A 26,945-nucleotide genomic window follows, 5' to 3' on the forward strand; every position below is an offset into this window, starting at 1 on the left:
TTTACCACAGAGGATTATTGACATGGCGGAAATCAGCCGGAGTGCGTTGTTCGGAAAGCTCAACAAGCTCGCTTTTCGGGGCATCGAGAGCGCCACCGTGTTCTGCAAGTTGCGCGGCAATCCCTACGTGGAGCTGGTGCACTGGATCCACCAGATATTGCAACTGCAGGACTCCGACCTGCACCGCATCGTCAAGCAGTTCAACCTCAATCCGTCGAACCTGGCGCGCGACATCACCGATGCGCTCGATCGGTTGCCGCGCGGCTCGTCCTCCATCTCCGATCTTTCCAGCAGTGTCGAAGAGGCGGTGGAGCGCGGCTGGGTTTTTGCGACCCTGATGTTCGGCGAGGCCCAGGTGCGTACCGGCTACCTGATCGTCGGCTGCATGCGCACGCGCAACCTGCGCAATGTCCTGGTGAACATCTCGGCCGAGTTCGACAAGATCAAGCCCGAAGCACTGGTGGAGAAGTTTGCCGAGGTGGTCGGCGGCTCGCCCGAGGACGGGCAGAGCGCCAACGACGGTTTCAGGATGGGCGGCGGTTCAGCGCCGGGCGAAGCCAGTGGCGCGATGTCGCCCGCGCAGATGGGCAAGCAGGAGGCGCTGGCGCAGTTCACCATCGACCTGACCGAGCAGGCGCGCAACGGCAAGATGGATCCGATCGTCGGTCGTGACGACGAGATCCGCCAGCTGGTCGACATCCTGATGCGCCGCCGTCAGAACAATCCGATGCTGGTCGGCGAGGCCGGCGTGGGCAAGACCGCGGTGATCGAAGGCTTCGCCATGCGCATCGCCATCGGCGACGTACCGCCGCCGCTGAAGGACGTGCAACTGCGCGTGCTCGATGTTGGCCTGTTGCAGGCCGGCGCCAGCATGAAGGGTGAGTTCGAGAATCGCCTGAAGCAGGTGATCGAGGAAGTGCAGTCCTCGACCAGGCCGATCATCCTGTTCATCGACGAAGCACACACCCTGGTCGGTGCAGGCGGCGCAGCCGGCACTGGTGATGCAGCGAACCTGCTCAAGCCGGCATTGGCACGTGGCAACCTGCGCACGATCGGTGCCACGACGTGGGCTGAATACAAGAAGCACATCGAGAAGGATCCGGCACTAACCCGTCGCTTCCAGACCGTGCAGATCGACGAACCCAGCGAGGAGAAGGCGATCCTGATGATGCGCGGCGTCGCCAGCGTGATGGAGAAGCACCACAAGGTGCAGATCCTCGACGAGGCGCTGGAAGCCGCGGTGAAACTGTCGCACCGCTACATTCCGGCCCGCCAGCTGCCGGACAAGTCGGTCAGCCTGCTCGACACCGCCTGCGCCCGCGTGGCGATCAGCCAGCATGCGGTGCCGGCCGAAGTGGACGACACCCGCAAGCGGATCCAGGCGCTGGAAACCGAGCTGGGGATCATTACGCGCGAAAAGAATGTGGGTGTGAACGTCAGCACGCGCGAGGACGCCGCCAATGAGAAGCTGGCGACGCAGAAGGCGCGGCTGGAAACCCTGGAAGCGAACTGGGTCACCGAAAAGGACCTGGTCGACAAGATCCTCGGTATCCGCTCGAAGCTGCGTGGCTCCAGTGCCCCGGTCGAGGGCACCGGCAGCGCGCTGGAGGAGTCGGCCAAGCAGGAGGCGGAAGCGAAGGATGCGCCTCCAGCGGGTGAGCCCGCGCTCACCGGTGACGATCGTGCCGCTGCACTGAAGGAACTCCAGGATTTGCAGGCCCAGTTGGCCGAGCTGCAAGGCGAGCATCCGTTGATCCTGGCTTCGGTGGATCAGCAGGCGGTCGGCTCGGTGGTGTCGGACTGGACCGGCATCCCGGTCGGGCGCATGGTCAAGAGCGAAGTCGAGACCGTGATGAACCTGGCCAAGCTGATGGGCGCACGCGTCATCGGTCAGGACCACGCGATGGAGATGATCGCCAAGCGCATCCAGACCTCGCGCGCCGGCCTGGTCGATCCGAACAAGCCGATCGGCGTGTTCATGCTCGCTGGTACTTCAGGCGTCGGCAAGACCGAGACCGCATTGGCGCTGGCCGAGGCCTTGTATGGCGGCGAGCAGAACATCATCACCATCAACATGAGCGAGTTCCAGGAAGCGCACACGGTCTCCACCCTGAAAGGCGCGCCTCCAGGCTACGTCGGTTACGGCGAAGGCGGCGTGCTCACCGAAGCGGTACGCCGCAAGCCGTACTCGGTGGTGCTGCTGGACGAGGTCGAGAAAGCCCATCCGGACGTCCATGAGATCTTCTTCCAGGTCTTCGACAAGGGCGTGATGGAAGACGGCGAAGGCCGCTCGATCGACTTCAAGAACACCCTGATCCTGCTCACCACCAACGCCGGCACCGACATGATCGCCGGCTTGTGCAAGGACCCGGAGCTGATGCCCGATCACGAAGGCATGGCCAAGGCGCTGCGCGAACCGCTGCTGAAGATTTTCCCGCCGGCGTTGCTGGGTCGCCTGGTGACGATTCCCTACTACCCGCTCAGTCCCGAAATGCTGGGCAAGATCGTCAAGCTGCAGATCAACCGCATCAAGAAGCGCGTCGAGGCCCGCTACAAGATCCCGTTCGAATACAGCGAGGACGTGGTCAAGCTGGTGGTCGAGCGCTGCACCGAGACCGAGTCGGGCGGACGCATGATCGACGCGATCCTCACCAATTCGATGCTGCCGGATATCTCGCGGGCGTTCCTCACCAAGATGATTGCGGGTGAGGAGATCGCGAAGGTGCAGGTGGGGGTGACGGATGGGGAGTTTTCGTACGGGTTCGGATGAGGTGGTTGAAAATTTTCTTGACCCCTCTCGCTTTCAACTGAATCTCGGGAAGCGCAATGACCCTTACGACGGATTTCAGAGATGATGCACTCGGATTTTCCAGCAGGCTTCCCATCGGCGTGGATGATCGTCAACTCACCGCCGCAAATGGACTCAAGCCGGCCGCCGGAAATGGCAACCATCTCGTATTGGTGACTGCAACCTATACGCTTGACTGGACCATGGAGCCCTTCAACGGTGAGGCGCTCCTCACGCCTCAAGTAGCTGCGATACCGGGGCGCGAGCGCTGCATCTATCTACCTTGGGAACCCGACGCCGCGATCTCGGTTGATCTGGACAATTCGGTGGACTGGTTCTTCACTGCAACCCTCACGGGTTGCCATGTTCGCGTCTACCCGATAGTCGGTGGTGTTCGCGTGACACACGGGAATGGCAAGACCGCATACAACAATGTGTTTACCCCCGTATCCACCAGTGTCGCCCCGTCTCGACTCCAGCTGATTACGGCGGATGCGATAGGTTCGGCGGCGGCCACGGGGCACGTCAACGGCATGTTCGGTGCGGCGATGCCCGGCGAAAAATTTGTCCGCAAGGCAAACTATGTCGGTCATGTCAGCGAAGTCCATCTCAAGGCGGCTCGGCAGAGGTTTCGCACTTCATGGGATGAGAAGATTGTCCAGTTTGGTGCTGCGGAAACCAGCGCCAAGCCCGAGTCATCCTGTTTCGTCTGGGGTCATCGACACGGTATACATGGCTGGCAATTTTGGTATCAGTCGACCGTGCAAATTTCGGCCAGACTCCAAAAAGGCATCATCTCCAAGACTACACGTGACATATATGGTCAGAGTGTTGTCTTGGGTACTCCCGAACAGTTCTATCCGTAATCAAAAATGGCGAAATAAGGCGATCAGTTCAATTTGCCTCGTGGCGAAGCTCGCCTAAATACCGCCTCGTTTCGCCGAGGCCTCCGGTTTCAAGGTCATGGAAACATGGGGGCGGGTTCATTTATTTTCCAAGCATCGCCATGGCTTGGATGGAATGACTGAACGTGTCCCTGTTTCGCCCCGGTTCCAGTCGAAAGTTGGTCGACATAATCTGAAAGGGATGAGGTATACGAAGATGATCAAGTATTTGACATTGGGTGCAGGCAAGTGCCTCAACGAAATCGTCGTGGCGGGCAGTCATGACGCGGGGATCACCACGGGAGGCGGGAACGCGCAGACACAGGTCCTGGATATTTACGGACAGGCCGACGCCGGTGTGCGCTTCTTCGATATCCGGGTCGCTGCGTTCGCCACGGGCAACACTTCCTACGGTGCCAAACAGGCGGAGATCAAGGCATTTCACGCCGCTGAGCCGATTCTTGGCAAGACCAAGGCGACGAGCAGTGTGGTCGGTTTCAGCGGCAAGGGTGACATCAATGTATCCAATCTCCGCATGGGTCTGGGTACCGAAGGCATGGGCCTTCGCCAGATGCTTCTGGACGCGAAGAAATTCGTTGAGGCCGCCGATACGCGAGGTGAATTCCTGATCCTGAAATTCGACAAGTGCACGAATTGGGGCCTCATAGCAGATCTCTGCCGGGCGACCCTGGACAATTGCATTTACACGGGCGGCGGAAACTTGAATACGACGCCAATCGGGCAGCTTTCCGGCAAGGTGATTTGTGCTTTCATGCCGAGCGGCTACAGCGATCTGAAGACGCCGCAATCACGGGTGGGCATCACGGCCATCAAGAATCTTTACAAGCCGCCTGCGGGCTATGACATGAATTTCCATGGGTTGCAGTACTGGGGCGCTGGCGGAACCAGCCCATGGAACAACAAGAATTTCGATGAGAAGCGACAGGAGAATATAGCCAAGCAGCGAAAGATCATTTCGGGCGCTCTCACTGGCGTAAAAGACAAGAAAGCAGGCCTGTTTGGGGGTTTCAAGGTAACCCCGGGATGTGCTGCAGCAGACCCGAAAGCCGTGGGCATGATGTATTGGACCACAACCGGCATGAAGAAGAGCATTCTCGATCGTGACGCATCCAACTGGAACGACGCGAATCGTGGAGGATTGCAGTCGGTGTGGCAGAGCGGGTTTGACGTATTCATGGGTGAGGCATTGCCGAGCAACATCAAGATGTCGCGTTCATCAGCGGGTACCTTGAAGATGTTCATGCCAAACATCGTGATGATAGATTTCGCCGATGAGACAAAGTGCAAGCACATTTACGAACTGAACGATCTCGCGGCTGCCAGGTTGGTAGACATTTGTCAGCGTCTCGGACTGGGTTGAAAGCTGCATTTCATTCTTGAAGCAGGCTTGACCGACTCGAAGCAACGCAGGTCAGATGGCCTGCGCTGCTTCAGCGGCAAGTAGTGATTCGCATGGACAGAGCGCATCGCGAGCCAGTCCGCTCGGCTGCATGGGGTGCTCTGTCGATTTAACTTAGTGCTGTTTCCAGCTCCAGGCAGATCGTCTCGAAGTCCTCGTCCGTCATCCACGGACTGTTGCCGATGCTGAGGCTGCGCGCGGCGAAGTCGCGTGCGTGGGGTACGTCCTGTGGCGACACGATGCCGGCCAGATAGGCATAGTCGGGTAGTGCATGGATGAACAGGCGGCTGACGCCAAGGCCGCTTTGCCACAGTTGCTTCAGCGCGCGGTCGCGAGAGGTCTGATCGGGTAGCAGCAACAGCAGGAACGGCCAGGCGCCCTGTGTGCCGGCGGCATCGTCGAATACCTCGACCCCTTCGATTTGCCGGAGCCGTGGCAGCCGCCGCTGGGCCCGGGTCGTCGTCTGTGCGATGAATCCAGGCAGACGTGATGCTGCGTGTGCGCCGACGCCCTGGCGCCAGCGGCCGACCCGGTGCAGTGGAATCGTCAACGCGAAGTCGTCGCCGACCGCGGCGACCAGGTCACCGCGACGCAGGGCGCGGCGCAGCGGACGCCCGTAGGCCAAGCGCAGGCCGCGCGGGCGGTACAGCGCGGCGTAGCCGAGCAACTCGATGCTGCGGCGGCATTCCCAGCCCATGCGGCGCGGCACGATGCGCGCTGCCGTCTCGGCCAGCCGCGCGCGCAGGGCCGGATCGCGCGCCAGCAGCAGGCCACCTTCGTAGATCGACAGGCCCTTGCCGGCGGCCAGGCTGAAGAAGCCGATGTCGCCGGCCAGCCCCACGCTGATTCCATGGTGACGCGCACCCAGTGCCTGCGCGGCGTCCTCGATCACGTAGGCGCCCACCTCGCGCGCTACCTTCAGCGCGTCGCCCACATTGGCAACGCGGCCGGCCAGATGGGTGGGCAGGATCGCCAGCGTGCGTTCGTCGCATATCGCACGCAACGCCTGTGGATCCATGTCGTAATGTCCCGCGCGCAGATCGCACAGCTGCAATTCCAGCCCGGCCTGCTGCACCGCGATGGCGACCAGTGGGCACGTGTAAGCAGGCACCACCACCCGACGGCGTTGCGGCTGCAGTTCGCGCAGGGCAGTCAGCGCGATCAGCAGGCATGCCGTACCGGAACATTCCAGCTGCAGTGGTGGCGTGCCCAGCAACGCAGCGAGGTCGACCGCCAGGCTCGGTGGACCGGGAAACAGGTCACGCGCGCGCAGGGGCAGGCCGGCGGTCGGGGGCAGTTCCTGGCGGCGGAGCGTGAGCATGCGGGCAGCTTAACCGGTGCCGGCAGGCTGATCTCCTGCGTCCCCGACATGCTCCCTGTCTTCGGCCAGGCCAAGACAGACGATGCCGGCGACGATGGCGATCGCGCCGAGCACCCGCGCCAGGGTCAGGTGTTCGTCGAACAGCCAGATCGACAGCAGCATTACCGACACCACTTCCAGGTGCGAGGCGGCGAACGCGGGGCCGATCGGGGCGTGCTTGAGCAGGGCCATCCAGGTGAAGAACGCGCCGACGTAGCCGACCACGGCGCCATACACCCAGGGCTGGCTGAACACGCGCAGCAGCCATGCGATGCTGGCCTGAGGCGGGAAGGCGCCGTTGCCGGCATATTTGAAACTGACTTGCGCCAGCGTGTCGAATGCCATCAGCAGCAGGAAGCCGAACAGGTAGAAACGCCTCATCCGGCCAGTCCCACGATCGCCACGCCGAGCGTCACCAGCAGGATGCCGGCCACGCGCAGGCGGGTCAGCTTTTCGCCGAACAGGAAGCGACCCGCCACCATGATCGCCACGATATTGATGGAGCCAAGCAGCACGCCTTCGGACAGCGGCAGCAGCGACAGGAACGCGATCCACACCAGGAACTCGACGATGTAGCAGCCCACGCCCAGCCACAGCCACGGTCGCGCCGCCATGTATTTCCAGCGCGCCAGTCCGTCGCCGGCCGCGTGATCGCCAGCCGCCGCCTTGAAGGCCAATTGACCGCCCGTGTCGAGGATCACGTTGAACAGCCACAGGCCGGCGACCAGGGCGGAGATGGGGCCGCTCGCAGGCATGCTCAGGCCGCGATGCGCTGGATGCTGTCGCCCGCGACGACACGGTCGAAGAACGCCGCCGAGTGCTCGATCAGGGTGCGCCGCTGCTTGTCGATGGTGATCATGTGGTAGCTGTCGTCCAGCAGCAGCAGTTCGGTCGGCGCGCTGACCTCGCGTGTCACCAGGGCCGCATTCTTCACGCTGGCCACATCGTCGTCGCTGGCGTGCGCCACCAGGCAGGGCGCGATCACCTGCGGCAACTGGCGCCGCACGATCGCGGCCAATCGGTACATTTCGGCGAGCGAGTACCAGGGATTGCCGGGCAGGCCGGCCGCCGCACTGTCGCCGCCGAGCATCGCCGCGCTGATCTGGGCGCGCAGGCGTTCGTCGCGGATGCCGTAGGGCGGTTGTTCCATGAAGCTGCGGCCGCGGCCAATGCCCAGCGCCTTCAGGAACGGCAGCATGAACGACAGCCGCGCCAGCCGGGGAATGCTCCAGCCGTCGTAGCGGAACGTGGCCCCGTACACGCCGACTCCGGCGATCCGCTGCGGACGATCCGCGGCCAGCTTCAGCGCCAGCAGCGCACCCATCGACAGTCCGCCGACGAACAGATGATCGACCTTGGCCAGCATGTCGTCGGCCGCTTTCTCGACGCTGGCATACCAGTCGCGCCAGCCGGTGGCGAGCAGGTCATCGACATTGCCGCAGTGCCCGGCCAGCTGCATGCCGTGCACGCTGAAGCCGGCCCGGTTCAGGCCCTTGCCGAGCAGGCGCATTTCCATCGGCGTGCCGGTGAGGCCGTGGATCAGCAGTACGCCGCTGCGGCCACCCTCGAAGAAGAAGTCGGTTTGCTGGATCACGCGCCTGCCCTTGCCTGAAATGCACTTGCCACTGAGGCAAAGCATGCCGGATGGCGGTTTCCTCAGTCTTTCGACGTGGCTGATGCGGGCGCACGGGCGTCGAAGCGCACGGTAACCCGTTGCCCGATGCGCAGATTCTGCGGCTGGTCGAACGCCAGCACGCATTCCACCGTACGGGCATTGGCACGTACCTGCGGGTCGTTTTCCAGCGTGGCCGGGCCATAGACCTTGCCGATGCGCAGCACATGGGCACTCCAGTGCGCATCGGGGCTGTTCGTGCTGGCCGAAACCTCGGCGTGCATGCCGGGTTTGACCGTGCCGACGAAACTCTCGTTGAGCTCGGCGCGAACGATGCGCGGCTTGTTCGGCAGCAGGGTGAACAACGGGCCGGATGACGGCGAGACACTGGCGCCGACCTGCGCCGTCACCTGGATCACGTCGGCGTCGAACGGGGCCAGCAGGCTGCGCTGCTTCAGCTCGTAGCGGGCTTCGTCCAGCTTCTGGCGCGCCATGTCCAGGCTGGCGCGGGCGCCTTGCTGTTCGGCATCAAGCTGGGCTGCGGCCTCGCGCGCGTCGTCCGCGCTCTGGCCGTCGCCGGCGCCGGCCGCGACTGCCGCCGCCAGGCGCTGCGCGCGCTGCGCGGCGGCAGCCTGCTTGACGCCGAGCAGCTTCATCTGCGCCTGTGCCTGCTCCAGCTGGGCCTGCGCGGCATCCACCGCAAGCGTGGCCGGGCGGATATCGAGCTGGGCCAGCAATTGCCCCTGCTTGACGTGATCGCCTTCGTGCACGGTCACGTTGGCCAGTGTGCCTTCGCGCGGCATCGACAGCGCCAGCAGGCCGCCCTCGATGTCGACCCGGCCACGCGCCACCGCAGCGTACTCGGATGGCGGTGCGGTTGCGGTGGTCGCCTCGGGCGCACGCGAGCAGGCGCCCAGCAGCAGGGACAGGCCGAGGGCGATGCCGCCGAGTCGCCAGTCCGGGCGAGTCGACGGGCGGTTGGGGAGAGGGGCGATGCGGCAAGCCTTCATGACGGAGTTCCATGACTGTCGATGGCCGGTGCGGCGGGGCGCCGGTCGCTGAGGATGTGGCCGTCTTCCATTGCCAGTACCCGGTCGGCGTGCATGACCAGGCGCGGGTCGTGGCTGACGCACAGCACGGTGGTGCCGTGGGTGACGGCAATGCGGTGCAGGAGGTCGATGATCATCTGGCCATTGGCGGCGTCCAGCGCGCTGGTGGGTTCGTCGGCGAACAGCAGCTGCGGCTCCTTGGCCAGCGCGCGCGCGATCGCCACGCGTTGCTTTTCTCCACCGGAGAGCTCGGCTGGGCGCAGGCGCATGCGGTGCGCCAGGCCGACCTCCTCCAGCGAGAGCCGGGCGCGACGTCGCGCCTCGTCGCGCGTCAGGCCCATGTGGTTCAGCGGCAACTCGACCTGCTCGAACGCGCTCAGCGCGGGGAACAGGTTGAAACCCTGGAAGACGAAGCCGGTGTGCTCCAGCCGGAAGCGTTCCAGTGCGCGCAGGTCGAGCTGGCCGAGTTCGCTGCCGAGCGCCTGCACACTGCCGCTGTCGATCTTCTGCAGGCCGCTGAGGATCGACAGCAAGGTGCTCTTGCCGCAACCGGACGGCCCGGAGATCAGGGTCAGCTCGCCGGCCTCGATATCCAGGGTGAGGTCGTCCAGCACCTGGGTGCGCAGGTGGCCGGAGACGAACGCCTTGCTGACGCCGATAGCGCGCAAGGCGGGCTGATCCGTGACGGCGATGCTGGCCGGGCGATGCATGGCGGCTACCTCAGCAAGGTCGCGGGGTCGGCGCGGCGCAGGCTGCGCATCGCGGCGAGGCCGGATACCGCCGCCAGGCCCATCACCAGGATGATGCAGGCCAGCGCCGCCGGCACATTCAGGATCACCGGCACGTCCTGGCTGCGCGCCAGCAACATCAGCACGATGCCCAGCACGCTGGCGCCGAGCAGGCCCAGCGTGCCGACCCAGAACGCCTGTTCCAGGACCACTCGACGCAGTGCCGCCACGCCCACGCCGAGTGCATTGAGCGTGGCGTATTCGCGCACCGAGCCGTTCACGGCGGCGATCAGGGTCTGGCTGGTGATCACCGCGCCGACCAGGAACACGATGCCGGCCAGGAACAGCACGCCAGCGCCGGCGCCGGTATCGAACAACCAGTACAGCACCGAGAGACGGGCGAAATCACGGGCGCTCCAGGCGGTATACGGGCCGAAGGCCTGGTCGCCGCGCAGGCGTCGCGCGACGGCCCGGGCCTCGTTCGGGTGGCGCAATTTCGCCACCAGATAAGTCGGCCCGACATCTTCGGCGTCGCTGTCCAGTCGCCGCGCGGTATCCAGCGAACACAGCACATTGACGCCACCGAGCGCGCGCAGGCCGCTGCCGATGCCGACCACATGGACCTGGTGGCCGTTGATGGTGGCGGTCTGGCCGATGCCCACGCCGAGCTGATCGAGCGCCGAGCGGTCGACCACGATCGCATCCGGTTCGTCCAGCCGGGCGCGCAAGGCCGGAGACAATACCCTGGAGAACATCATGCCGTCGGTGGCCGTGTCGATGCCCGAAACGAAGACCGACACACCGCCGGTCTCGCGCGGCCCACGCCAGTCGCCATCGACCCAGATGTACGGCTCGACCCGCGTCACCGCCGGATCCATCAGGATGCGCGATTCCACGTCCGCATCGATCGAACGGCCAGAACCCACGCTCTGGGTGCCCGGATAGCCGACCCAGACATCGGCCGACGAACCGGTGATGTACATGCTGGTGCTGCCGAAGATACCCAGTACCAGGGCCAGCTGCAGCAGCTGCAGCAGGCCGGCGAAGCCGACCGCCAGGATGGCGGGCAGGAAACGCCGCCATTCGTAGACCAGGGTCTTGCGGGCGAGGGCAACCATCAGTGATGCGCCTCGCCGTCGCTGTCACTGGTGGCCGTCGGAGGTGTCCCCAGTTGGTCGGCGGTCGGCAGGGGTGCACCGCCCAGGGCCTTGAACAAGGCCACGTAGGCGAGGCTGTGTCCGGCGCGGGCGTCGGCCAGTTCGATCGCGGCCTGGTCAGCCGCGATCTGGCTCTCGCTGCGATCGAGCGGGCCGGCCAGCTGCAGGCGCTGCCGCGCCTGTGTGGAATGGTCGACGCGCGCCAGGGCATGCCAGGCGAGGGTATCCTGTTGTTCGCGCTGCTCCTGCTGCTGCAGGCTGCCGAGCGCGCTCTCGACCTCGGCCACTCCTTGCAGGACCGCCTGCCGATAGGCAATCACACTCGCCTTCAGTTCATGGTCCCTGGCGTGCTTGGCGGCCAGCCGTATGCCCCAGTCGAACAGCGGAATGCTGATTTCCGGTCCCAGCGACACGATGCCATTGGGTGTGTCGGAGTGCGGTTTGTTGTTGTCGATATCGGTGGCCCAGTCGATCGAGCCGCCGAGGCCGAGCTTGGGGAACATGTCGGCATGCGCCAGCGCCTGCTCGCCAGCGGCCTGCAGCACGGCGGCTTCCGCGCGGGCGATTTCGGGGCGTGTGCGGACGAGATCGGCTGGCGTATCTTCCAATTGCCAGGCGCCCAGCTCGGGCGGGGGACCGGGCTGCAACCAGGCCGGGTCGGGTTGGTTCTTGCCGAGCAGCACGGCCAGCCGTTGCGTGCTGGCGTTGATCGCCTGTCGCGGCGCCGCCAGCGCGGCCTGCGATTGGGCATAGGCCGCCTGCGCCTGGTCGACCGCGCCCGGCGCTACCAGGTGCAGTCGCTGGCGCACGCCCAGCATCTGCCATGCCTCTCGGCGCGCCTGGCTGATTCGCGACAACAACTGCTCCTGCTGCTGTGCCGTGCGCAACTCGATCCACTCGCGCACCACCTCGGCGACCAGCGACACCTGCGCGCTGCGCAGATCGGCCACGCTGGCATCCAGTGCGCCTCGCGCCTCGCGGCGAGTGCCTTCGCCGCGGCCGAACAGCCCCAGCTCCCAATTGGCGTCGAAGCCGACAAAGAAATACGAGGCGTTGGCACTCGGATCAACCACGTCGTTGGTACCGAAGCGCAGGCTGGGCAGGTAACGTGCGCCGGCGCGGTCATGCAGGGCACGCACCGCGCGCAGCCGCTCGACGGCCTCGGCCACATCGAGGTTGCTGGCCAGGGCGCGATCGACCAGTGCATCGAGTTCGGGATCGGTAAAGGCATGCCACCAGCCGTGCAGGTCGGTGGGTTTGGCCTGGGTCGAGGCCGCCGCATGCTGCCACTGGGCAGGCACCGGCGGTGACAGGCGGGGCAGCGGCTCCGCGCAACCGGCCAGGGCGATCAGCAGCGCGCCCACCAGGCAATTACGCAGGTGCACGTTGGTATGGGGTTTGCTGGATCGAAGGGGCACGCTATGCATTGTCCATAGGCACGATCCGACGCTTGTGCAACGTCCGATTCGTGATGAGCAAAAGGGGGGCCATTGTCGCGTCGAAGTCTTTGCCTATTCTGACGGTGTGGCCATGAACTGCGCCAGTCGGCGCCGGGGCGTGGCGGAGGTCGTTAGCCATGGTCATGCCGATGGCGGCGGAAAATGCACCTCGACGCACAAGCCGTGCGGCTCGGCGAGTCGGTAGATGACCCTGGCGTGGTGTCGCTCGGCGGTGCGCTGGACGATTGCCAGACCCAGGCCGCTGCCCTCTTCGTTGCTGCCGGCCAGGCGGAAGAACCGCTCGCTCAGGCGTGGCAGCAGGTCGGGCGGCACGCCGGGTCCGTTGTCTTCGATGCTGAGGCAAACTTCGCCCCCGCCCTGTGCGCTCAGAGCCACGGTGACCATGCTGTCGCGGCCAGCGTAGCGAATCGCGTTGTCGATCAGGTTGTCGAGCAGATCCAGCATGCTGGATGCGTCGCCAAGGATCATCATCGCCTGGTCGTGGCCCTCGTAGCCGAGATCGACGCCGGCGCGCAACGCATCGTGCACGCGCTGCGATACCGCCTCGGGTATCAGCTTGCCCAGGTCGAGCAGGATGGGCTCGCCCAGCTCCAGTGGTGAAGCCTGGGCACGGGTCAGTGCCAGCAATTGCGACGAGGTGCGGGCCGCGCGCTGGGTCAGGCGCTGGATGTGGGCCAGTGCATCCGTCACGGTTTCCGGTCGCGGGTCGGCGATCGCGCGGTCGACGTGCAGGCTCAGTCCGGTCAGCGGCGTGCGCAACTGGTGCGCGGCGTCGGCAATGAAGCGGTCATGCAAGGCGAGCATGCCGCGCAGGCGGCTGAACAGGGCGTCGATGGTGCGCGTCAGTGGCAGGATTTCCTGCGGCACGTCGGGGCCGCCGATCGGCGTCAGTTCGTGGGATCGGGCTGCCAGCCGGGCGGTCAACGGATCGAGCACGCGCAGCCCGCGGCCGACGCCGAACCAGAGCAGCGACAGCACGGCGGCGATCAGCGTGGTCTGCACCATGATCGAAAGCAGCAGGATTTCGTTGGCCTGCTGATGGCGGTCGTGCAGGGTTTCGGCGACGGTGACGACCAGGCTGTCCGAAGGATCGCCCGGCGCCGTCGTTCGCACCGCGGCCGCGCGCAGCGCATGACTGTCCAGGCGTGTGCTGTAGAGCTGCGGCGTGTTGTCCGGCGGTGGCGCCGCGGTGGCGGGAAGCAGTTGGGCGCTGCCGGCGAGCAGGCCACGCCGCGCACTGTTCACCTGGAAATAGCTGTGGCCTTCGCGGTCGTATTCGAGCAGGAAGCGCGCCTGCGGACTCAGTTGGGTGCCCAGCCTGGGATCGGCAAGCATCTTCGCCAGCATCACCGCATCGTCGCTGAGGTCGCGGTCGTGTACCCGGTTGGCATAGGTCAAGGCCACGCCGTAGGTGAGCAGCGCATCCAGGATCAGCAGGATCGCCATCGGAACCAGCAGCACGAGCAGCAAGCGCCGGCGCAGGCTGGGGCGGCGACGGACGGCGGGCACGGGATTCATCCGGGATCACGTGCGGATACGCTGGCTTCTTCCAGCAGGTAGCCGAGCCCGCGGATCGTGCGTACGCCGGTGCCGCTGCCATCCAGCTTGCGACGCAGACGATGGATCGCGATATCCAGCCCGTTGTCGGTCAGTTCCTGATCCCAGTCGCACAGCGCCTCGATCAGCTGGGCACGACTGGTGACCCGCTCGGGTCGCAGCGCGAGTGCTTCGAGCAGGCCGAACTCGCGTGCGGTCAGTTCCAGCGGAGCCTGGTCGATCCATGCCCGATGACCTGGCAGATCCAGCCGCAGCCGGCCGATGACCAGTTCGGGTTTGCCCTGGCTGCCGACCCGCCGCAGCAGAGCCCGCACGCGGGCCTCGAACTCGGTCAGCGCGAACGGTTTCACCAGATAGTCGTCGGCACCCAGGTCGAGCACCCGGATGCGCTCCGGCAGGCCGTCGCGCGCGGTCACCACAAGTACCGGTATGCCGCTGCCCCGGTTGCGCAGGCGCTGCAGCACTTCGCTGCCGTCAAGCGCAGGAAGGCCAAGATCGAGCACCAGCAGGTCATAATCGTGATCGTGCAGCGCCGCGTCGGCCAGGTTGCCGGCGGCCACGCGGTCCACCGCATGTCCACCTTGACGCAGCGAAGCGCAGATGCCCTCGGCAATGGAAGCGTCGTCTTCGGCCAGCAGAATGCGCATCATGAATTCCCGGTCAGCGCCTGAGTGTGATTGGCGTGGCGTTCGACGGCAAACCGACGCGGGCCAAGTCTCGCCGGCGGCTACGATTTCGCGTCTGTGCAGACCGTGCAGTTGGTCATCAGTTCCCCGCCCTGGTCCGGATTCGCCGCCTGCATCGTGGCCCGACCGACCCGCAACACTCAGGCGTAGGCGCGGCGGTGCTCGCGGTGCGGCGGATAATAGGCGAACACGTGGCTGTTGCTGCCGTAGAAATCCATGTTCTCGATGTGCTCGCCGCCGAGGCGCTCGGCCAGCCGGTCCGAAGCCTCGTTGCCGATGCGCACCAGGCTGATCACCCGCGGCGCGTGCAACTGGTGCCAGGCGAACTCGAGCACGGCATTGCCGGCTTCGGTGGCATAACCGTGGTGGCGATGACCTGGCTTGAGCATCCAGCCCAGCTCCAGATCCGGCCAGCCGTCTGGGTACATCAGACCCGCGCGACCGATGAACTCGCCGCTGTCCTTGAGTTCCAGCGCCCACATCCCGCAGCCGCGCAGTTGCCAGTGGCCCAGCAACATGGCCAGCGAGCGCCAGGCATTGGTGCGATCCAGCGGCTGGCCATCGCCGACCCAGCGCGTGCTCTCCGGATCGGCCAGCATGGCGGCGTAGTCGTCGAAGTGCCGCTCGGTCAACGCAGTCAGGCGCAGACGCGCCGTTTCAATGGTGGGAATCTCAAACATTACGATCAGCCATCACGCCCGGGTCTGAGTGGCTGTCAGCAGTTCGGCCAGGGCACGGGTACTGCTGGCCAGGCTCTCTTGCCAGGACAACCCGCTGATTGTCTCACCTGTGGCCGAATCGACAAAATCCTCGGCCTGGCCGGGGGGCAGCAGGTGGCGGTAATCCACCGTGATCTCGCTGCCGGGCGGCAGTTCGGCCAACGCGAACACGAAACCAAGATGCCACAGCCCGTTCGGCGTGAAACTGTGGTTGATGTAGCACTCGTCCGGCCAGTCCGGCGACAGCGTGTAGCGATCCTCGAACCAGCGCGCGCTGGCGTGCCACTGGGCGCGCAGCTCTTCGGATGCCTCGATCTCGGCGTGCCGGAACGTGGTCGCGATGCCGTCCGGCGCGGTGATGATGCGGCCGGCGGCCACGCTTTCGTCCAGGAACAGGCCCTTGCCGGCGCCCCTGATGGTGGACGGCGCGATGTGGTAACGCGGCAGGATCATGGCAGGGCGTCAGGGCAGCGGAAGCGCGCGAGTGTAGCGCAGGCGGCGCGCCAGAGCGCTGCCTGCGCTTCCGTGGCGTCGGCGCCGGCTCAGTCCTCCGCAGACACCTTGTGGTGCAGGGGCTTGGGAGCCACCACGCTGTCTTCGGCGGCGACCGCGCCAGTCGCCGGGTCCGCGAGCAGGATCGCACTGCGGTTGCGCTCGATCGTGGCCTTGCCGATGCCTTTGACATGTTTCAGGTCGTCGGCCTTCTTGAACGGGCCGTGCGCGTCGCGCCAGGCCACGATCGCCTCGGCCCGCGAGGTGCCGATGCCGTCGAGCGACCTGGCGATGGTCGCGGCATCCGCCTGGTTGATGTTGACCGGCGTGGCCGCGAACAGCAGGCCCGGTGCGGCGAGGGCCAGGACGATGAGAAGTGTGGCGAGTTTGTGGAACATGGTCTTCCTCCTTGAATGGATGACGGCTTGGTGGTGCGGCGAGTCGATGCCGCGACCTCACGATGCGCGAAAGCGCTGCGCCATGCAGTCGGATGCCTGTGCACCCGGACGTGCGGATTGCGTGCCCGCGATTGTGGGTGTCGGCCGGGTTGCGTGTCGGTGCCGTCGGGGCGCGCTGCTACAATGGCCTATTGTTCGCAAGCCGGAGTGTGCTCCATGGATACCAGCCGCCTGTCCCGTTTCGTCGGTGATTTGTGGGATGCCGAAATCGTGCCGCAACTGGTGGAATACATCCGTATTCCCAACAAGTCGCCGATGTTCGACAAGGACTGGGTGGCGCACGGTTACATGGATGCGGCGGTGAAGCTGATGGAAGGCTGGGCGCGCTCCAAGCTGAGCCAGCTGCCCGGCGCCACGCTGGAAGTGGTGCGGCTGGAAGGACGCACGCCGCTGATCTATATCGAGGTACCCGGGCAGGGCGACGACACCGTGATGCTGTACGGCCACCTGGACAAGCAGCCGGAGATGACCGGCTGGGCCGACGGCTTCGGTCCGTGGACGCCGGTGCTCAAGGGCGACAAGCTGTACGGTCGCGGCGGGGCGGACGACGGCTACGCGATCTTCGGCTCGCTGGCCGCGCTGCTGGCGCTGCACGAGCAGGGCATTCCGCACGCGCGCTGCGTGGTGATGATCGAGGCCTGCGAGGAATCGGGCAGCTACGACCTGCCGTTCTATGTCGATCACCTCGCGTCGCGCATCGGCAGCCCGTCGCTGGTGGTGTGCCTGGATTCCGGTTGCGGCAATTATGACCAGCTGTGGCTGACGACGTCGCTGCGTGGCATGACCGGCGGCAACCTCAGCGTGCAGGTGCTCGAAGAAGGCGTGCATTCGGGCGACGCGTCCGGGGTGGTGCCGTCGAGCTTCCGCATCCTGCGCGAGCTGCTGTCGCGACTGGAGGATCCGGTCACCGGCAAGATCAGGCCGAAGGAGCTGTATGTCGACATTCCCGCCGAGCGGATCGAGCAGGCGAAGGCATCGGCCGAAGTGCTGGGCACCGATATCTACAGCAAATTCCCCTGGGTCGACGGCATGCAGCCGGTCACCGATGACCTGGCCGAACTGGTGCTCAACCGCACCTGGCGCCCGCAACTGGCGGTCACCGGCATCGGCGGCATCCCGTCGCTGGACAACGCAGGCAACGTGCTGCGCCCGTTCACTGCGGTGAAGCTGAGCCTGCGCGTACCGCCCACGCTCAGCGGCGCCAAGGCCGGCAACTTCGTCAAGCAGTTGCTGGAGGCCGACCCGCCCTACGGCGCCAGGGTCAGCTTCACGCTGGAGAAGGATGGCAGCGGCTGGAACGCCCCGGCGCTGTCGCCGTGGCTGGCCGAGGCGGTCAGCGATGCCTCCGAACACTACTTTGGTGCGCCGGCGACCTATATGGGCGAGGGCGGCAGCATTCCGTTCATGGGCATGCTGGGCGAAAAATTCCCGCAGGCGCAGTTCCTGATCACCGGCGTGCTGGGCCCGCATTCGAATGCGCACGGCCCCAATGAATTCCTGCACATCCCCACCGGCAAGAAGGTCAGCATGGTGGTGGCCGAAGTGGTCGCGCGACATCACCGGCAGGGCAGCAAGGCCTGAGGCCGGACGTCGGCGCATGGACACCGATACCGGCTGGTTGGCCGACAACTGGGCGCAGATCCGCCGGCGCGTCGACGAGGCCTGTCGCGATGCGGGTCGCGATCCGGCCGAGGTGAGCATCCTGCCGGTCAGCAAAACCTTCGGCCCCGCGGTGATCCGCGCCGGGGTCGCGCTGGGCATGCGCCGTTTCGGCGAGAACAAGGTGCAGGAGATCCGCGACAAGTCGCCGTCACTGGCCGATTGCGGCATCGACTGGGTCATGATCGGCCACCTGCAGACCAACAAGGCGAAGGACATCGCGCAACTGGCCAGCGAGGTGCAGTCGCTGGATCGCATGGAACTGGCCGAGGCGCTGGATCGGCGGCTGCAGCACGAGGGCCGTGCGATCGACGTGCTGGTGCAGGTGAAGACCTCGCCGGAGCCCGGCAAACATGGACTGCCGCCTGAACAGCTACCTGGTTTCCTGAAGGCGCTGCGTCGACACGACACCTTGCGCGTAGGTGGCCTGATGACTCTGGCGATCCAGTCCAGCGAACTGTCTGCGGTACGCGCCTGCTTCCGCCTGCTGCGCGAATTGCGTACGGAGGCTGTGGCACAAGGTCATGATCTGCCACGACTTTCGATGGGCATGAGCGGCGATTTTCCGCTTGCCATTGCCGAGGGCGCCAGCGAAGTGCGGATCGGCACGGCGATCTTCGGCAAGCGGCCCCAACGGGATTCATGAATACGGACCGGAGCTGTCAGTCCCGGCGTAAATCGCTATGGATCAATGACTTGTACGGAATGTGTCCGGCGTCCCGGTTTTCTGAAACGACGGGGTTCAGTTAACCTCGATCCAACAACTGGGCGATCCCCATTTGCTAACTTCACCGCTTCGTCACGTCGTCAGCGTCTGCAGGCGGCCAACCCTGTGAATATCTGGGGATTTTCCCTGCATGCCCATCAAGCGATTGACCGTGTTCGCCGTGCTCGCCTCGGTGTTTCTCCTTTCCGGTTCCCTCCACGCCACTGACGCGCCGACGGCCATCCAGCCAGTCATCAGCGCATCCGTCGCCGCCAGCGTAGCCTCGCCGCTGCTGCACCCGCTGCCGGCGTTCAATCCGGCATCGGGCCTGGGCCAGTCGGTGCTTCCCGACAACGTGCAGACGCTTCTTGCCGGCATGGCGGCGTCCGATTCGACGGCTGCTGCGGGGATCGATGTTCAGGCCGACGGCGACCAGCCCACGGCGGCCAGCATTGCCAAACAGAACATCACCGATCTGCGCAAGGCCCTGCTGGCTGCGGCCATGAGCCTGCGCGACATCCGCTATGTGCGTGGTGGCCACAACCCTGCCACCGGTTTCGATTGCAGCGGTTTTGTCCGCTATGTGTTCGCCCATGCCATCGGCCTGCAACTGCCGAGCAACTCGGCCGCGCAATTCATGGCCGGGATCAAGGTCAAGCGGGCGGACATGAAACCGGGCGACCTGGTGTTCTTCCATACCCGCGGCCGCCACCATATCTCGCACGTGGGCATCTACATCTCGAATGGGCGCTTCATCCATTCGCCGAACACCGGCAAGTCGGTGGAGATTTCCAGCCTGGACGATGGCTACTGGGCCAAGCGTTTCGCCGGCGCCAAGCGTCCGCAAGCGATGGAGCTGGCCAGCAAGGGTTGATGTCGATTCCTGCGATCCGGCAAGAAGCCGCCTTCGGGCGGCTTTTTCATGTTGCCCCAGCGCCTGCCAGTCGAGTCATGCCGACCGGTGATGAACGATTCCCCGCAGGCCGGGTCAACGCAGGGTGCCGGCCGCCGCTGCCTCGGCTGCTGCATGGTTTCGCGGGGCCGTCGCCGTTACGCTTGTCCGACCACAGGGAAACCACCGATGTCTTTTGATCTGCCTCCCGTCACGCGCAACCTGCTGATCGCCAATGTGGTGGTGTTCCTGCTGCAGCAGTTCTTCGGCAACATGCTGCTGCAATATTTCGCGTTGTGGCCGTGGGGGGCGGACCAGATTTTCCAGACCGCGAACGGCCTGGCGTCGATCGGCTTCCGACCGTGGCAGGTGGTGACCTATGCGTTCATGCATGGTGGCTACATGCATATCGCGCTCAACATGTTCGCCCTGTTCATGTTTGGCGGGGCCATCGAACGCACGTTCGGTGCGCGCAACTTCCTCATCTACTACTTCGTCTGCGCGATCGTCGCGGCGCTGGCACAACTCGTCGTGGTGCACTGGTTCACCCATGGCTTCTATCCCACGTTGGGCGCTTCGGGAGCCATCTTCGGCCTGCTGCTCGCGTTCGGCATGCTGTACCCGCACGAAAAAATCCTGTTCTATTTTGTGCTGCCAATGCCGGCATGGTTGTTCGTCACCGGCTACGCGGCGCTCGAACTGTACATGGGCGTCACCGGCACCCAGGCCGGCGTGGCGCATTTCGCCCATCTTGGCGGAATGGTCGGCGGCATCGTGCTGATCCAGTACTGGCGCGGCAAGCTGCCGATCAAGCCGAAGCGGCGCCTGATGCGCTGAAGTTTTCCCGTAGGAGCCCGCTTGCGGGCGATGATCTTCTCACTGGAATCGGGAATCGCAAGAGCACAGCATCGCCCGCAAGCGGGCTCCTACGGCAAAGTGGTCGCGACGGTGATTCGGATCAGCGCAGTGCCAGGAAATCCGCGCTGACCACGAAGCGCACGGCATCCAGACGCAGTCGCGAGGATGGCAAGGCGGTGAGCAAGGCCGTGCGTTCGTCGCTGACGGCGGCGATTTCCGCATCGCTGATCGATGGGTTCACCGCGCGCAGCGCCAGCAGGCGCGAGAGTTCGGCATCCAGCGTATCGGTGGCCAGGGTCAGCGCGTCAGCGATGCTGGCCTGGCTGCGCGCGCCGGCCAGCGCTTCCGCGCGGGCCAGCATCGGCGGCACCAGCTTGCCGAGGAACTTGCGGTAGCGCGTCACCTCGATGTTGCGGTCGCCGGCCTTGCGCAGCGCGGTGTCGCTGGGCACGAAATCGGCGCGTTCGGCCAGTTTGGTGTCGACGTTGACCACGATCGGCAGCGGCGGCAGGAAACGTTCGGCGTCGAGGCGGCGATCGGCCACGCATTCAAGCAGGTACACCGCCTGCAGCAGGGCGCTGCGCGGCGGCAGCATGTCGTCGACCATGAATGCCGCGTTGCCCTGTTCACCGGACAGGGCAAGATCCAGCGCGCCGGCGACCAGTGGATGATCGAGCCGCAGCAACGGCAGGTCCTCGCGCGCCAGCGCCACTTCGCGGGAGAACGTCACCGACTGCGGGCCCTCGGCGAAGCCGGGCAGGGCATCGGTGGAAAGGTACTGCGGGTCCAGCAGCAGCACCTGACCGCCGAGTTCCTCGGGGTGGACGCCGAACGTTTCGAGCAGGCGCTGGGTGAAGGCATCGCGGGCGGGATCGTGGTCTTCGCGGGCGAACGCCTGTTGCAGTTCGTCGGCGTGCAGGTCGCGACTGGCCGCGAGCTCCAGCAGATGGTCGCGGCCGCCGCGGATCAGTTCGGCCATCTGTTCGTGGCTGGCACGGGTTTCGGCCAGCAGCACCTCGAGCTCCTGGTCGCGATTGTCGTCGCCGCGGGCATGTTCATCGGCAAGCCGGGTCAGCGGTTCGCCGAAGCGACGCAGCAGTTCGCGACCATCTGCCGGGCTGGAGCGGAACGCATCGACGCCTTCGTCGTACCAGCGCGCCAGCACATGCTGGGCGCTGTCCGCCACGGCGAGGATGTGGATGCTGATGGCGTGCTTCTGGCCGATGCGGTCAAGCCGGCCAATGCGCTGTTCCAGAAGATCCGGATCCAGCGGCAGGTCCCACAGGACCAGCCGGTGGGCGAACTGGAAGTTGCGACCTTCCGAACCGATTTCCGAACACAGCAGCAGGCGCGCGCCGTCGGGCTGGGCAAAATACGCGGCATTGCGGTCGCGCTGCACGATGCCCAGACCTTCGTGGAAGCGCGCCAGGCCGATGCCGCTCCGCGTGCGCAGCACCTCTTCGAGGGCCTGCACCTTGGCCTGGCTGCGGCAGATCAGCAGGAACTTGTCCTGCGGATGCGCGTCGAGCAGGTCGACCAGGGCATCCACGCGCGGGTCGGTGGCGTAGTCCACCTCGATCAGGGCCGGCGGTTGCTGGATGTCGGCGTGGAATTCGGCCAGCAGGGACTGACGGGTGCTTTCCTCCAGACCGTCGGCATTGATCATGTGCCAGACGGGCAGGCGCTTCGGAAAGCCGCCCACGCCGGCGCGGTTGTTGCGGAACATCGCGCGGCCGGTGCCGTGTCGGTCGATCAACGCGGCGAGCAGTTCGCGCGCGTTCACCGGTTTGGTCGAGTCGGCCAGCTGCGCGGTCAGCGCCGCGTCGCCGTGGAAGGCGTCGGCGAGGGTGGCACGCTGCAGGTCGTCCAGCGCCTCGCCGTCGAGCAGGCGGTCGGCGATTTTCGACAGCGTCTGGTAGGTCTCGGCTTCGGCAAGATAGCCGTCCAGATCGCGGTAGCGCTGCGGGTCGAGCAGCCGCAGGCGGGCGAAGTGGCCGCTGCGGCCGAGTTGCTCCGGCGTGGCGGTGAGCAGGATCACGCCGGGGATCGCCAGCGCCAGCTGTTCGACCATGCGATAGCGCGGGCTGGCTTCCTCCGGCGACCAGGCCAAGTGATGAGCCTCGTCGACCACCAGCAGATCCCACGGAGCGTCGAGCAATTGCTGGGCGTTTTTTGGCGAGGTTTCCAGGAAGCCGAAATCGGCGATCACCAGTTGCTCATCCTCGAACGGGTTGCTGGCGAATCCGTTGCTGGCCTGTTCCAGCGCCTCGCAGCGCTCCGCGTCGTAGATCGAGAAGCTGAGGTTGAAGCGGCGCAGCAACTCGACGAACCACTGATAGACCAGGGTATCGGGCAGCAGCAACAGCACCCGCGAAGTGCGGCCGGTGGCGAGCTGGCGCGCGATGATCATGCCGGCCTCGATGGTCTTGCCCAGGCCGACCTCGTCCGCCAGCAGTACCCGCGGCGGTCGCCGCGCGGAGGCGATGCCAGCTACGCGCAGCTGGTGCGGCACCAGCCCGATCCGTGCGGCCGCCAAACCCCACATCGGCGACCGGCGCGCCTCGGCGCGGCGCTTGAGTCCTTCCAGGCGCAATTCGAAATGTGCCACGGCATCGGTGCGGCCACCGATCAGGCGGTCGTCGGCCTGGCTCACGCTTTGCTCGTCGTCGAGCTGGCCTTCCTCCAGTTCACGCCCTTCGCCGCGGTAGATCAGCAGTTCGTTGCGGATCTCCACGCGCTCGACCAGGAACGCGATGCCCTTGCCGGCGACACGCTGGCCGGAGCGGAACTCCGCGCGCAGCAGCGGCGCCGAATCGATCGCATACGGCCGCAGCACGCCGGCCTTGGCGAACAGCACCTGCACCCCGCGCCCTTCGACGCGCAGCACGGTGCCGAGGCCAAGCTCGGGTTCGGCAGAGGAGATCCAGCGTTGACCGGGAACGAACATTGCACAGCCATCGGCGTCGGGGGTCGACAATTATCCGCCGTGCGTGGCGCCGAGGGAACCATTGTCCGGTGTTCGATGCCTCAGGTTTCGGCCCACTGCCGCAGCAGGTTGTGGTAGACGCCGGTCAGCTGCAGCAGCGCCGCGGCATCGGCACCGGAGCGGGTGAGACTCTGGATCGAGGTGTCCAGTTCGAACAGCAGGCGGCGCCGGCCATCGTCGCGGACCAGGCTTTGCACCCAGAAGAACGAGGCCAGCCGCGCACCGCGGGTCACCGGGGCGACCCGGTGCAGGCTGCTGGACGGATACACGACCAGGTCGCCGGCGGGCAACTTCACCTCGTGCTCGCCGTAGGTGTCGCTGACGATCAATTCGCCGCCGTCATAATCGTCCGGCTGATTGAGGAACAGCGTGCAGGCGATGTCGCTGCGCAACTGGCCGCCCTCGTCAGGCAAGGCCATCACCGCGCCGTCGACGTGGAAGCCGTACTGGCCGCCGTCCGCGTAGCGGTTGAAGCGTGGCGGCAGCATGCGCAAGGGCAGCGTCGCCGCGTGGTAGAGCGCATGCCGGGCCAGCGCGGCCTGCACCTGCTGGCCCAGTTGCCGTCGCAGCGGCGAGCCATCGGGCAGTTGCTGGTTGTGCTTCACGCGCGCGCCCTGCGCACCCACCGTTTCGCGGCCGTCGGTCCAGTCCGTCGCCTCGAGCGCGGCGCGCATCGACGCGACTTGCTCGGCACTGAGAATGTCGGGAATGTGCAGCAGCATGGATGGCTTCCTTTTCCCTTCTCCCAACGGGAGAAGGTGGCCCGCAGGGACGGATGAGGGTTCGGCCGGAGCGGCGCATCCTGCTTCGTACCGAACCCTCATTCCCACCCTTCTCCCAAGGGGAGAAGGGCTCTAAAGCATAACGTCAGAAGCTGAAGTTGGCGGTCAGCATCGCCGACTGGGGCACGCCCGGGATGTAACGGTAACCGCTTTTGTTGATCGCGGCGACGTAGTGTTTGTCGAACAGGTTGTACACATTCAACTGCAGCGCGAAGTGCTTGTTCACCGGGTAGCTCGCCATCGCATCGAACACCCAGTATGACCCGGTATGGGCCGGCGTCCCGATCGCGCCATCGGTGCCACGGTGCAGTTCGCCCGAATATCGCGCGCCACCGCCGAGCGTGAGGTTGAACGGCAGACGGTACGTGGTCCAGGCGGTGAAGGCGCTCTTCGGCGTGTAGGCCAGCACGCTGGATCCGTCCGAGGTGACCGGGCTGCCGTCGAGCACCCTGGTGTCCATGACGGTGTAGCCGGTGCTGATCGCCCAGTTCCTGCTCAGCCTGCCGACGGCATTGATCTCCACGCCTTGCACGCGCTTCTTGCCGACCTGGTAGTACTGGGTCGGATCGGCCTGGTCCTGCACCAGCTGGTTGTTGACGGTGGTGCTGTATACCGCGCCGGTGAGCAGCAGCTTGTCGCCGAGCAGGTTCCACTTGGTGCCGACTTCGACGGTACGGGCCTTCTGCGGGCCGAGGTCGGGCTGGTCCTGGCTGCTGGACGAACTGCTGAAGGTCAGCGTATTGCCGCCCGGGGGATCCTGCGCCATGGCGAAGTTGGCATAGATGCTGCCGTTGGCGCTCGGCTTGTACAGCACACCGAGCTTGTAGTTGGGCAGGTTGTCGGACACGCGCGCATCGATGCCCGGGACGATGCTGCCGGTCGGCAGCACGCCACATGCGGGTGTGTTCTTGGCACCACAGACGACCGTGCTGGTGTAGTCGGTGCGGTAGTGGTCCAGTCGCGCGCCGGCATTGACCTGCCAGTGCTCGCCGAACGTCAGCGTGTCGAAGACATAGGCCGCGGCGGTGTCGGTGGTGCCGCTGGTGTAGGTACCGTTCGGACCATAGAGCAGGCCGCCGACGTCGGCGTCGGGGTGATACAGGTCGGCAGCCGGCCAGGTGCTGCCGTTGAGGGCGACGATGCCGAGCGTGGTGGCCTTTTCCTGGGTCAGTTCGATGCCGGCACTGAGGTCGTGGGTGACCGCGCCGGTAGCGAAGCTGGCGGTCAGGTTCGTCTGGTTGGTGACGATGCGGTTGGCCTGGTGCTTGAAATTCGGATTGCTGCGCGCGACGGTCCAGGTCGAGGGATCGGCCGGGTCCGGTGTCAGCAGGTTGGCCGCGGTTGCCATGAATGAAGTCAGCAGGTAGTCCTGCCGCGTACGGCCCCAGCGCAGCGTGTCGTGCAGGGCAAGGCTGTCGGAGAAATCATGTTCGACGATCGCGGTGAACATGTCGGCCTGCACCCGGTCGTGATCCTGGCGGGTGCCGTAGAAATTCTCGGGATCCACCTTCGGTGCATCGGCCAGAAACGGCCGCGCCGGATCGGGGCTGGTGTAGCCCGGCAGGCCGATCGTCGAGACGCCGCCATCCGGGATGTTGTTCTGCTTCACATGCAGCAGATCCAGGTAGACGCGCGTCGGCGTACCCAGTCCGAAGGCCAGCGCCGGTGCCACGCCCCAGCGATTGTTCTCCACGTGGTCGCGTCCGGGCACGCCGCTGTCCTGACCCATCACGTTGAGCCGGAATGCGGCCGTGTCGCCGATCGCCTGGTTCCAGTCGGCGGTGGCGCGTTTTTGTTGCGCGCTGCCGTAGGCGAGCGAGCCGGACATGCCGTTGTCCAGCAGCGGCTGCTTGCTGACCATGTTGATCGCGCCGGTCGGTGCGGTGCGGCCGTACTCGGTGCCGTCCGGACCCTTGGTTATCTCGATCTGCTCGATGTTGAACACGTCGCGCGAGATCGTGCCCAGGTCGCGCACGCCGTCGACGAAGATGCTGCCGGAGGTATCGAAGCCGCGCATGTAGATCGCGTCGCCAGTGCTGGTGGTTCCGTTCTCGCCGGCGTAGAAGGTGCCCACGCCGGGGCTGTTGCGCAGCGCCTCGGTCAGCGTGGTGGCGCCCTGCTGCTGGATCAGGTCGCGGCTGATGATGTTGACCGTCTGCGTGGTGTCGAGCAGCGGCTGGGTGAATTTAGGGGAGGAGATCGTCTCGACGCGGTAGTCCGGACCGGCATAGCCGTCCACCTGGACGCGGGGCAGACTCTTTGCCTGCGCGATCTGCGCGTCGGTCGCGCCGGACGTTTCCGTCACATCGGCGGCGTGCGCCGGCTGGGCCAGGGCCAGACTCCCGAGCAGGGCGGTCGCGAGCAGGCCGGGGGTAAGTGACGGCATGACGCGGCGGACGGGGTGCTTCCTGCTCTTGATCGGACTCATGGGATTCCTGTCGATGAAGGGGTGCTGGCACGTCGCGCGAACCGTCGAAACGCCCGCTGCCAGATCGGCGGGTTGTTGCAAGGGAGCGTTGGCATTGCCTGCGGCGATGCACAAGATATTGCCAATGAGAATGATTTGCAATAACTAATTGAGGTACAGAAGCCCGGCGTCATCCAGGGCCGGGCATCCAAAACAACGCGGCCCCGCGCATGTGCGCGGGGCCGCGTGCACCCATCCAGAGGTATGCCGTGCCGGGTTCACCCC

At 65.5% G+C, this 26,945-nt stretch carries 23 protein-coding genes; 7 read left to right on the top strand and 16 right to left on the bottom strand.

Features of this window, described 5'->3' with window-relative positions; translation table 11 throughout:
• Positions 1-22: 22 nt before the first annotated feature.
• The 3 genes from tssH to B0E47_RS09375 all read left to right on the top strand — a co-directional run bounded on the left by tssH (position 23) and on the right by B0E47_RS09375 (position 5,053).
• Positions 23-2,770, top strand: coding sequence for a type VI secretion system ATPase TssH (tssH, locus tag B0E47_RS09365; RefSeq protein ID WP_077513992.1), 2,748 nt, complete (start codon positions 23-25; stop codon positions 2,768-2,770).
• A gap of 56 nt (positions 2,771-2,826) precedes the next feature.
• Complete coding sequence (locus B0E47_RS09370) at positions 2,827-3,654, top strand: hypothetical protein (protein WP_077513993.1); 828 nt, start codon at positions 2,827-2,829, stop codon at positions 3,652-3,654.
• A 235-nt stretch (positions 3,655-3,889) separates the two neighbouring features.
• Complete coding sequence (locus B0E47_RS09375) at positions 3,890-5,053, top strand: hypothetical protein (RefSeq protein ID WP_139351409.1); 1,164 nt, start codon at positions 3,890-3,892, stop codon at positions 5,051-5,053.
• A 148-nt stretch (positions 5,054-5,201) separates the two neighbouring features.
• Here the strand turns inward: B0E47_RS09375 and B0E47_RS09380 are convergent, their stop codons facing one another.
• The 13 genes from B0E47_RS09380 to B0E47_RS09440 form a co-directional block, all read right to left on the bottom strand.
• Complete coding sequence (locus tag B0E47_RS09380) at positions 5,202-6,413, bottom strand: DegT/DnrJ/EryC1/StrS family aminotransferase (protein ID WP_077513995.1); 1,212 nt, start codon at positions 6,411-6,413, stop codon at positions 5,202-5,204.
• 9 nt (positions 6,414-6,422) lie between these two features.
• The gene (locus tag B0E47_RS09385) at positions 6,423-6,833 is read right to left on the bottom strand and encodes an EamA family transporter (protein ID WP_077513996.1); all 411 of its coding nucleotides are present in this window, start codon (positions 6,831-6,833) and stop codon (positions 6,423-6,425) included.
• Positions 6,830-7,207: an EamA family transporter gene (locus B0E47_RS09390; RefSeq protein ID WP_077513997.1), complete on the bottom strand. Its 378-nt coding sequence runs from the start codon at positions 7,205-7,207 to the stop codon at positions 6,830-6,832. The genes B0E47_RS09385 and B0E47_RS09390 overlap by 4 nt, the downstream gene beginning before the upstream one ends.
• 2 nt (positions 7,208-7,209) lie before the next feature.
• Positions 7,210-8,046 (bottom strand): alpha/beta fold hydrolase, encoded by an 837-nt coding sequence (locus tag B0E47_RS09395; RefSeq protein ID WP_077514236.1) that lies wholly within the window; start codon positions 8,044-8,046, stop codon positions 7,210-7,212.
• Between the two features lie 62 nt (positions 8,047-8,108).
• Positions 8,109-9,074, bottom strand: a complete 966-nt coding sequence (locus B0E47_RS09400; RefSeq protein ID WP_077513998.1) for an HlyD family efflux transporter periplasmic adaptor subunit — start codon at positions 9,072-9,074, stop codon at positions 8,109-8,111.
• The gene (locus tag B0E47_RS09405; RefSeq protein ID WP_077513999.1) at positions 9,071-9,823 is read right to left on the bottom strand and encodes an ABC transporter ATP-binding protein; all 753 of its coding nucleotides are present in this window, start codon (positions 9,821-9,823) and stop codon (positions 9,071-9,073) included. The genes B0E47_RS09400 and B0E47_RS09405 overlap by 4 nt, the downstream gene beginning before the upstream one ends.
• A gap of 5 nt (positions 9,824-9,828) precedes the next feature.
• Positions 9,829-10,959 carry an ABC transporter permease gene (locus B0E47_RS09410; RefSeq protein ID WP_077514000.1) on the bottom strand — a complete coding sequence of 377 codons (1,131 nt, stop codon included), beginning with the start codon at positions 10,957-10,959 and terminating at the stop codon, positions 9,829-9,831.
• Positions 10,959-12,416 carry a TolC family protein gene (locus B0E47_RS09415; protein WP_254422878.1) on the bottom strand — a complete coding sequence of 486 codons (1,458 nt, stop codon included), beginning with the start codon at positions 12,414-12,416 and terminating at the stop codon, positions 10,959-10,961. The genes B0E47_RS09410 and B0E47_RS09415 overlap by 1 nt, the downstream gene beginning before the upstream one ends.
• Positions 12,417-12,578: 162 nt before the next feature.
• Entirely contained in the window at positions 12,579-13,976 is a 1,398-nt protein-coding gene (locus B0E47_RS09420) for a sensor histidine kinase (RefSeq protein ID WP_077514002.1), read from the bottom strand.
• Positions 13,973-14,662, bottom strand: coding sequence for a response regulator transcription factor (locus B0E47_RS09425; protein ID WP_077514237.1), 690 nt, complete (start codon positions 14,660-14,662; stop codon positions 13,973-13,975). The genes B0E47_RS09420 and B0E47_RS09425 overlap by 4 nt, the downstream gene beginning before the upstream one ends.
• A 179-nt stretch (positions 14,663-14,841) precedes the next feature.
• Complete coding sequence (locus B0E47_RS09430) at positions 14,842-15,381, bottom strand: GNAT family N-acetyltransferase (protein ID WP_077514003.1); 540 nt, start codon at positions 15,379-15,381, stop codon at positions 14,842-14,844.
• A 12-nt stretch (positions 15,382-15,393) separates the two neighbouring features.
• Positions 15,394-15,873: an SET domain-containing protein-lysine N-methyltransferase gene (locus tag B0E47_RS09435; protein ID WP_077514004.1), complete on the bottom strand. Its 480-nt coding sequence runs from the start codon at positions 15,871-15,873 to the stop codon at positions 15,394-15,396.
• An 89-nt stretch (positions 15,874-15,962) separates the two neighbouring features.
• Entirely contained in the window at positions 15,963-16,310 is a 348-nt protein-coding gene (locus tag B0E47_RS09440) for a helix-hairpin-helix domain-containing protein (RefSeq protein ID WP_077514005.1), read from the bottom strand.
• 216 nt (positions 16,311-16,526) lie between these two features.
• Here B0E47_RS09440 and B0E47_RS09445 point away from each other — a divergent pair, with 216 nt between their 5' ends.
• The 4 genes from B0E47_RS09445 (at position 16,527) to B0E47_RS09460 (ending at position 20,464) form a co-directional block, all read left to right on the top strand.
• The gene (locus B0E47_RS09445; protein ID WP_077514006.1) at positions 16,527-17,951 is read left to right on the top strand and encodes a M20 family metallopeptidase; all 1,425 of its coding nucleotides are present in this window, start codon (positions 16,527-16,529) and stop codon (positions 17,949-17,951) included.
• 16 nt (positions 17,952-17,967) lie between these two features.
• Positions 17,968-18,675, top strand: coding sequence for a YggS family pyridoxal phosphate-dependent enzyme (locus tag B0E47_RS09450; protein ID WP_077514007.1), 708 nt, complete (start codon positions 17,968-17,970; stop codon positions 18,673-18,675).
• Between the two features lie 211 nt (positions 18,676-18,886).
• Entirely contained in the window at positions 18,887-19,609 is a 723-nt protein-coding gene (locus B0E47_RS09455) for a C40 family peptidase (RefSeq protein WP_077514008.1), read from the top strand.
• 207 nt (positions 19,610-19,816) lie between these two features.
• Complete coding sequence (locus B0E47_RS09460) at positions 19,817-20,464, top strand: rhomboid family intramembrane serine protease (protein ID WP_077514009.1); 648 nt, start codon at positions 19,817-19,819, stop codon at positions 20,462-20,464.
• A 121-nt stretch (positions 20,465-20,585) separates the two neighbouring features.
• Here B0E47_RS09460 and rapA read toward each other — a convergent pair whose 3' ends face one another.
• From rapA to B0E47_RS09475, 3 genes are all read right to left on the bottom strand, one after another.
• Positions 20,586-23,432, bottom strand: a complete 2,847-nt coding sequence (gene rapA, locus B0E47_RS09465) for an RNA polymerase-associated protein RapA (protein ID WP_077514010.1) — start codon at positions 23,430-23,432, stop codon at positions 20,586-20,588.
• An 80-nt stretch (positions 23,433-23,512) separates the two neighbouring features.
• Positions 23,513-24,193, bottom strand: coding sequence for a Fe2+-dependent dioxygenase (locus tag B0E47_RS09470; protein WP_077514011.1), 681 nt, complete (start codon positions 24,191-24,193; stop codon positions 23,513-23,515).
• Positions 24,194-24,338: 145 nt separating this feature from the next.
• Positions 24,339-26,681, bottom strand: coding sequence for a catecholate siderophore receptor Fiu (locus B0E47_RS09475; protein ID WP_077514012.1), 2,343 nt, complete (start codon positions 26,679-26,681; stop codon positions 24,339-24,341).
• Positions 26,682-26,945: the final 264 nt, after the last annotated feature.

The organism is Rhodanobacter sp. B05 (assembly GCF_002001085.1).
GTDB lineage: Bacteria > Pseudomonadota > Gammaproteobacteria > Xanthomonadales > Rhodanobacteraceae > Rhodanobacter.

What these genes read in the sequence shown, in the direction of transcription:
- B0E47_RS09385 (WP_077513996.1), bottom strand. Translation starts at nt 6,833, where the DNA reads ATGAGGCGTTTCTACCTGTTCGGCTTCCTGCTGCTGATGGCATTCGAC.
- B0E47_RS09460 (WP_077514009.1), top strand. Translation starts at nt 19,817, where the DNA reads ATGTCTTTTGATCTGCCTCCCGTCACGCGCAACCTGCTGATCGCCAAT.
- B0E47_RS09440 (WP_077514005.1), bottom strand. Translation starts at nt 16,310, where the DNA reads ATGTTCCACAAACTCGCCACACTTCTCATCGTCCTGGCCCTCGCCGCA.
- B0E47_RS09410 (WP_077514000.1), bottom strand. Translation starts at nt 10,959, where the DNA reads ATGGTTGCCCTCGCCCGCAAGACCCTGGTCTACGAATGGCGGCGTTTC.
- B0E47_RS09475 (WP_077514012.1), bottom strand. Translation starts at nt 26,681, where the DNA reads ATGAGTCCGATCAAGAGCAGGAAGCACCCCGTCCGCCGCGTCATGCCG.
- B0E47_RS09405 (WP_077513999.1), bottom strand. Translation starts at nt 9,823, where the DNA reads ATGCATCGCCCGGCCAGCATCGCCGTCACGGATCAGCCCGCCTTGCGC.
- rapA (WP_077514010.1), bottom strand. Translation starts at nt 23,432, where the DNA reads ATGTTCGTTCCCGGTCAACGCTGGATCTCCTCTGCCGAACCCGAGCTT.
- B0E47_RS09400 (WP_077513998.1), bottom strand. Translation starts at nt 9,074, where the DNA reads ATGAAGGCTTGCCGCATCGCCCCTCTCCCCAACCGCCCGTCGACTCGC.
- B0E47_RS09370 (WP_077513993.1), top strand. Translation starts at nt 2,827, where the DNA reads ATGACCCTTACGACGGATTTCAGAGATGATGCACTCGGATTTTCCAGC.
- B0E47_RS09435 (WP_077514004.1), bottom strand. Translation starts at nt 15,873, where the DNA reads ATGATCCTGCCGCGTTACCACATCGCGCCGTCCACCATCAGGGGCGCC.
- B0E47_RS09390 (WP_077513997.1), bottom strand. Translation starts at nt 7,207, where the DNA reads ATGCCTGCGAGCGGCCCCATCTCCGCCCTGGTCGCCGGCCTGTGGCTG.
- B0E47_RS09455 (WP_077514008.1), top strand. Translation starts at nt 18,887, where the DNA reads ATGCCCATCAAGCGATTGACCGTGTTCGCCGTGCTCGCCTCGGTGTTT.
- tssH (WP_077513992.1), top strand. Translation starts at nt 23, where the DNA reads ATGGCGGAAATCAGCCGGAGTGCGTTGTTCGGAAAGCTCAACAAGCTC.
- B0E47_RS09380 (WP_077513995.1), bottom strand. Translation starts at nt 6,413, where the DNA reads ATGCTCACGCTCCGCCGCCAGGAACTGCCCCCGACCGCCGGCCTGCCC.
- B0E47_RS09470 (WP_077514011.1), bottom strand. Translation starts at nt 24,193, where the DNA reads ATGCTGCTGCACATTCCCGACATTCTCAGTGCCGAGCAAGTCGCGTCG.
- B0E47_RS09445 (WP_077514006.1), top strand. Translation starts at nt 16,527, where the DNA reads ATGGATACCAGCCGCCTGTCCCGTTTCGTCGGTGATTTGTGGGATGCC.
- B0E47_RS09375 (WP_139351409.1), top strand. Translation starts at nt 3,890, where the DNA reads ATGATCAAGTATTTGACATTGGGTGCAGGCAAGTGCCTCAACGAAATC.
- B0E47_RS09430 (WP_077514003.1), bottom strand. Translation starts at nt 15,381, where the DNA reads ATGTTTGAGATTCCCACCATTGAAACGGCGCGTCTGCGCCTGACTGCG.
- B0E47_RS09420 (WP_077514002.1), bottom strand. Translation starts at nt 13,976, where the DNA reads ATGAATCCCGTGCCCGCCGTCCGTCGCCGCCCCAGCCTGCGCCGGCGC.
- B0E47_RS09425 (WP_077514237.1), bottom strand. Translation starts at nt 14,662, where the DNA reads ATGCGCATTCTGCTGGCCGAAGACGACGCTTCCATTGCCGAGGGCATC.
- B0E47_RS09450 (WP_077514007.1), top strand. Translation starts at nt 17,968, where the DNA reads ATGGACACCGATACCGGCTGGTTGGCCGACAACTGGGCGCAGATCCGC.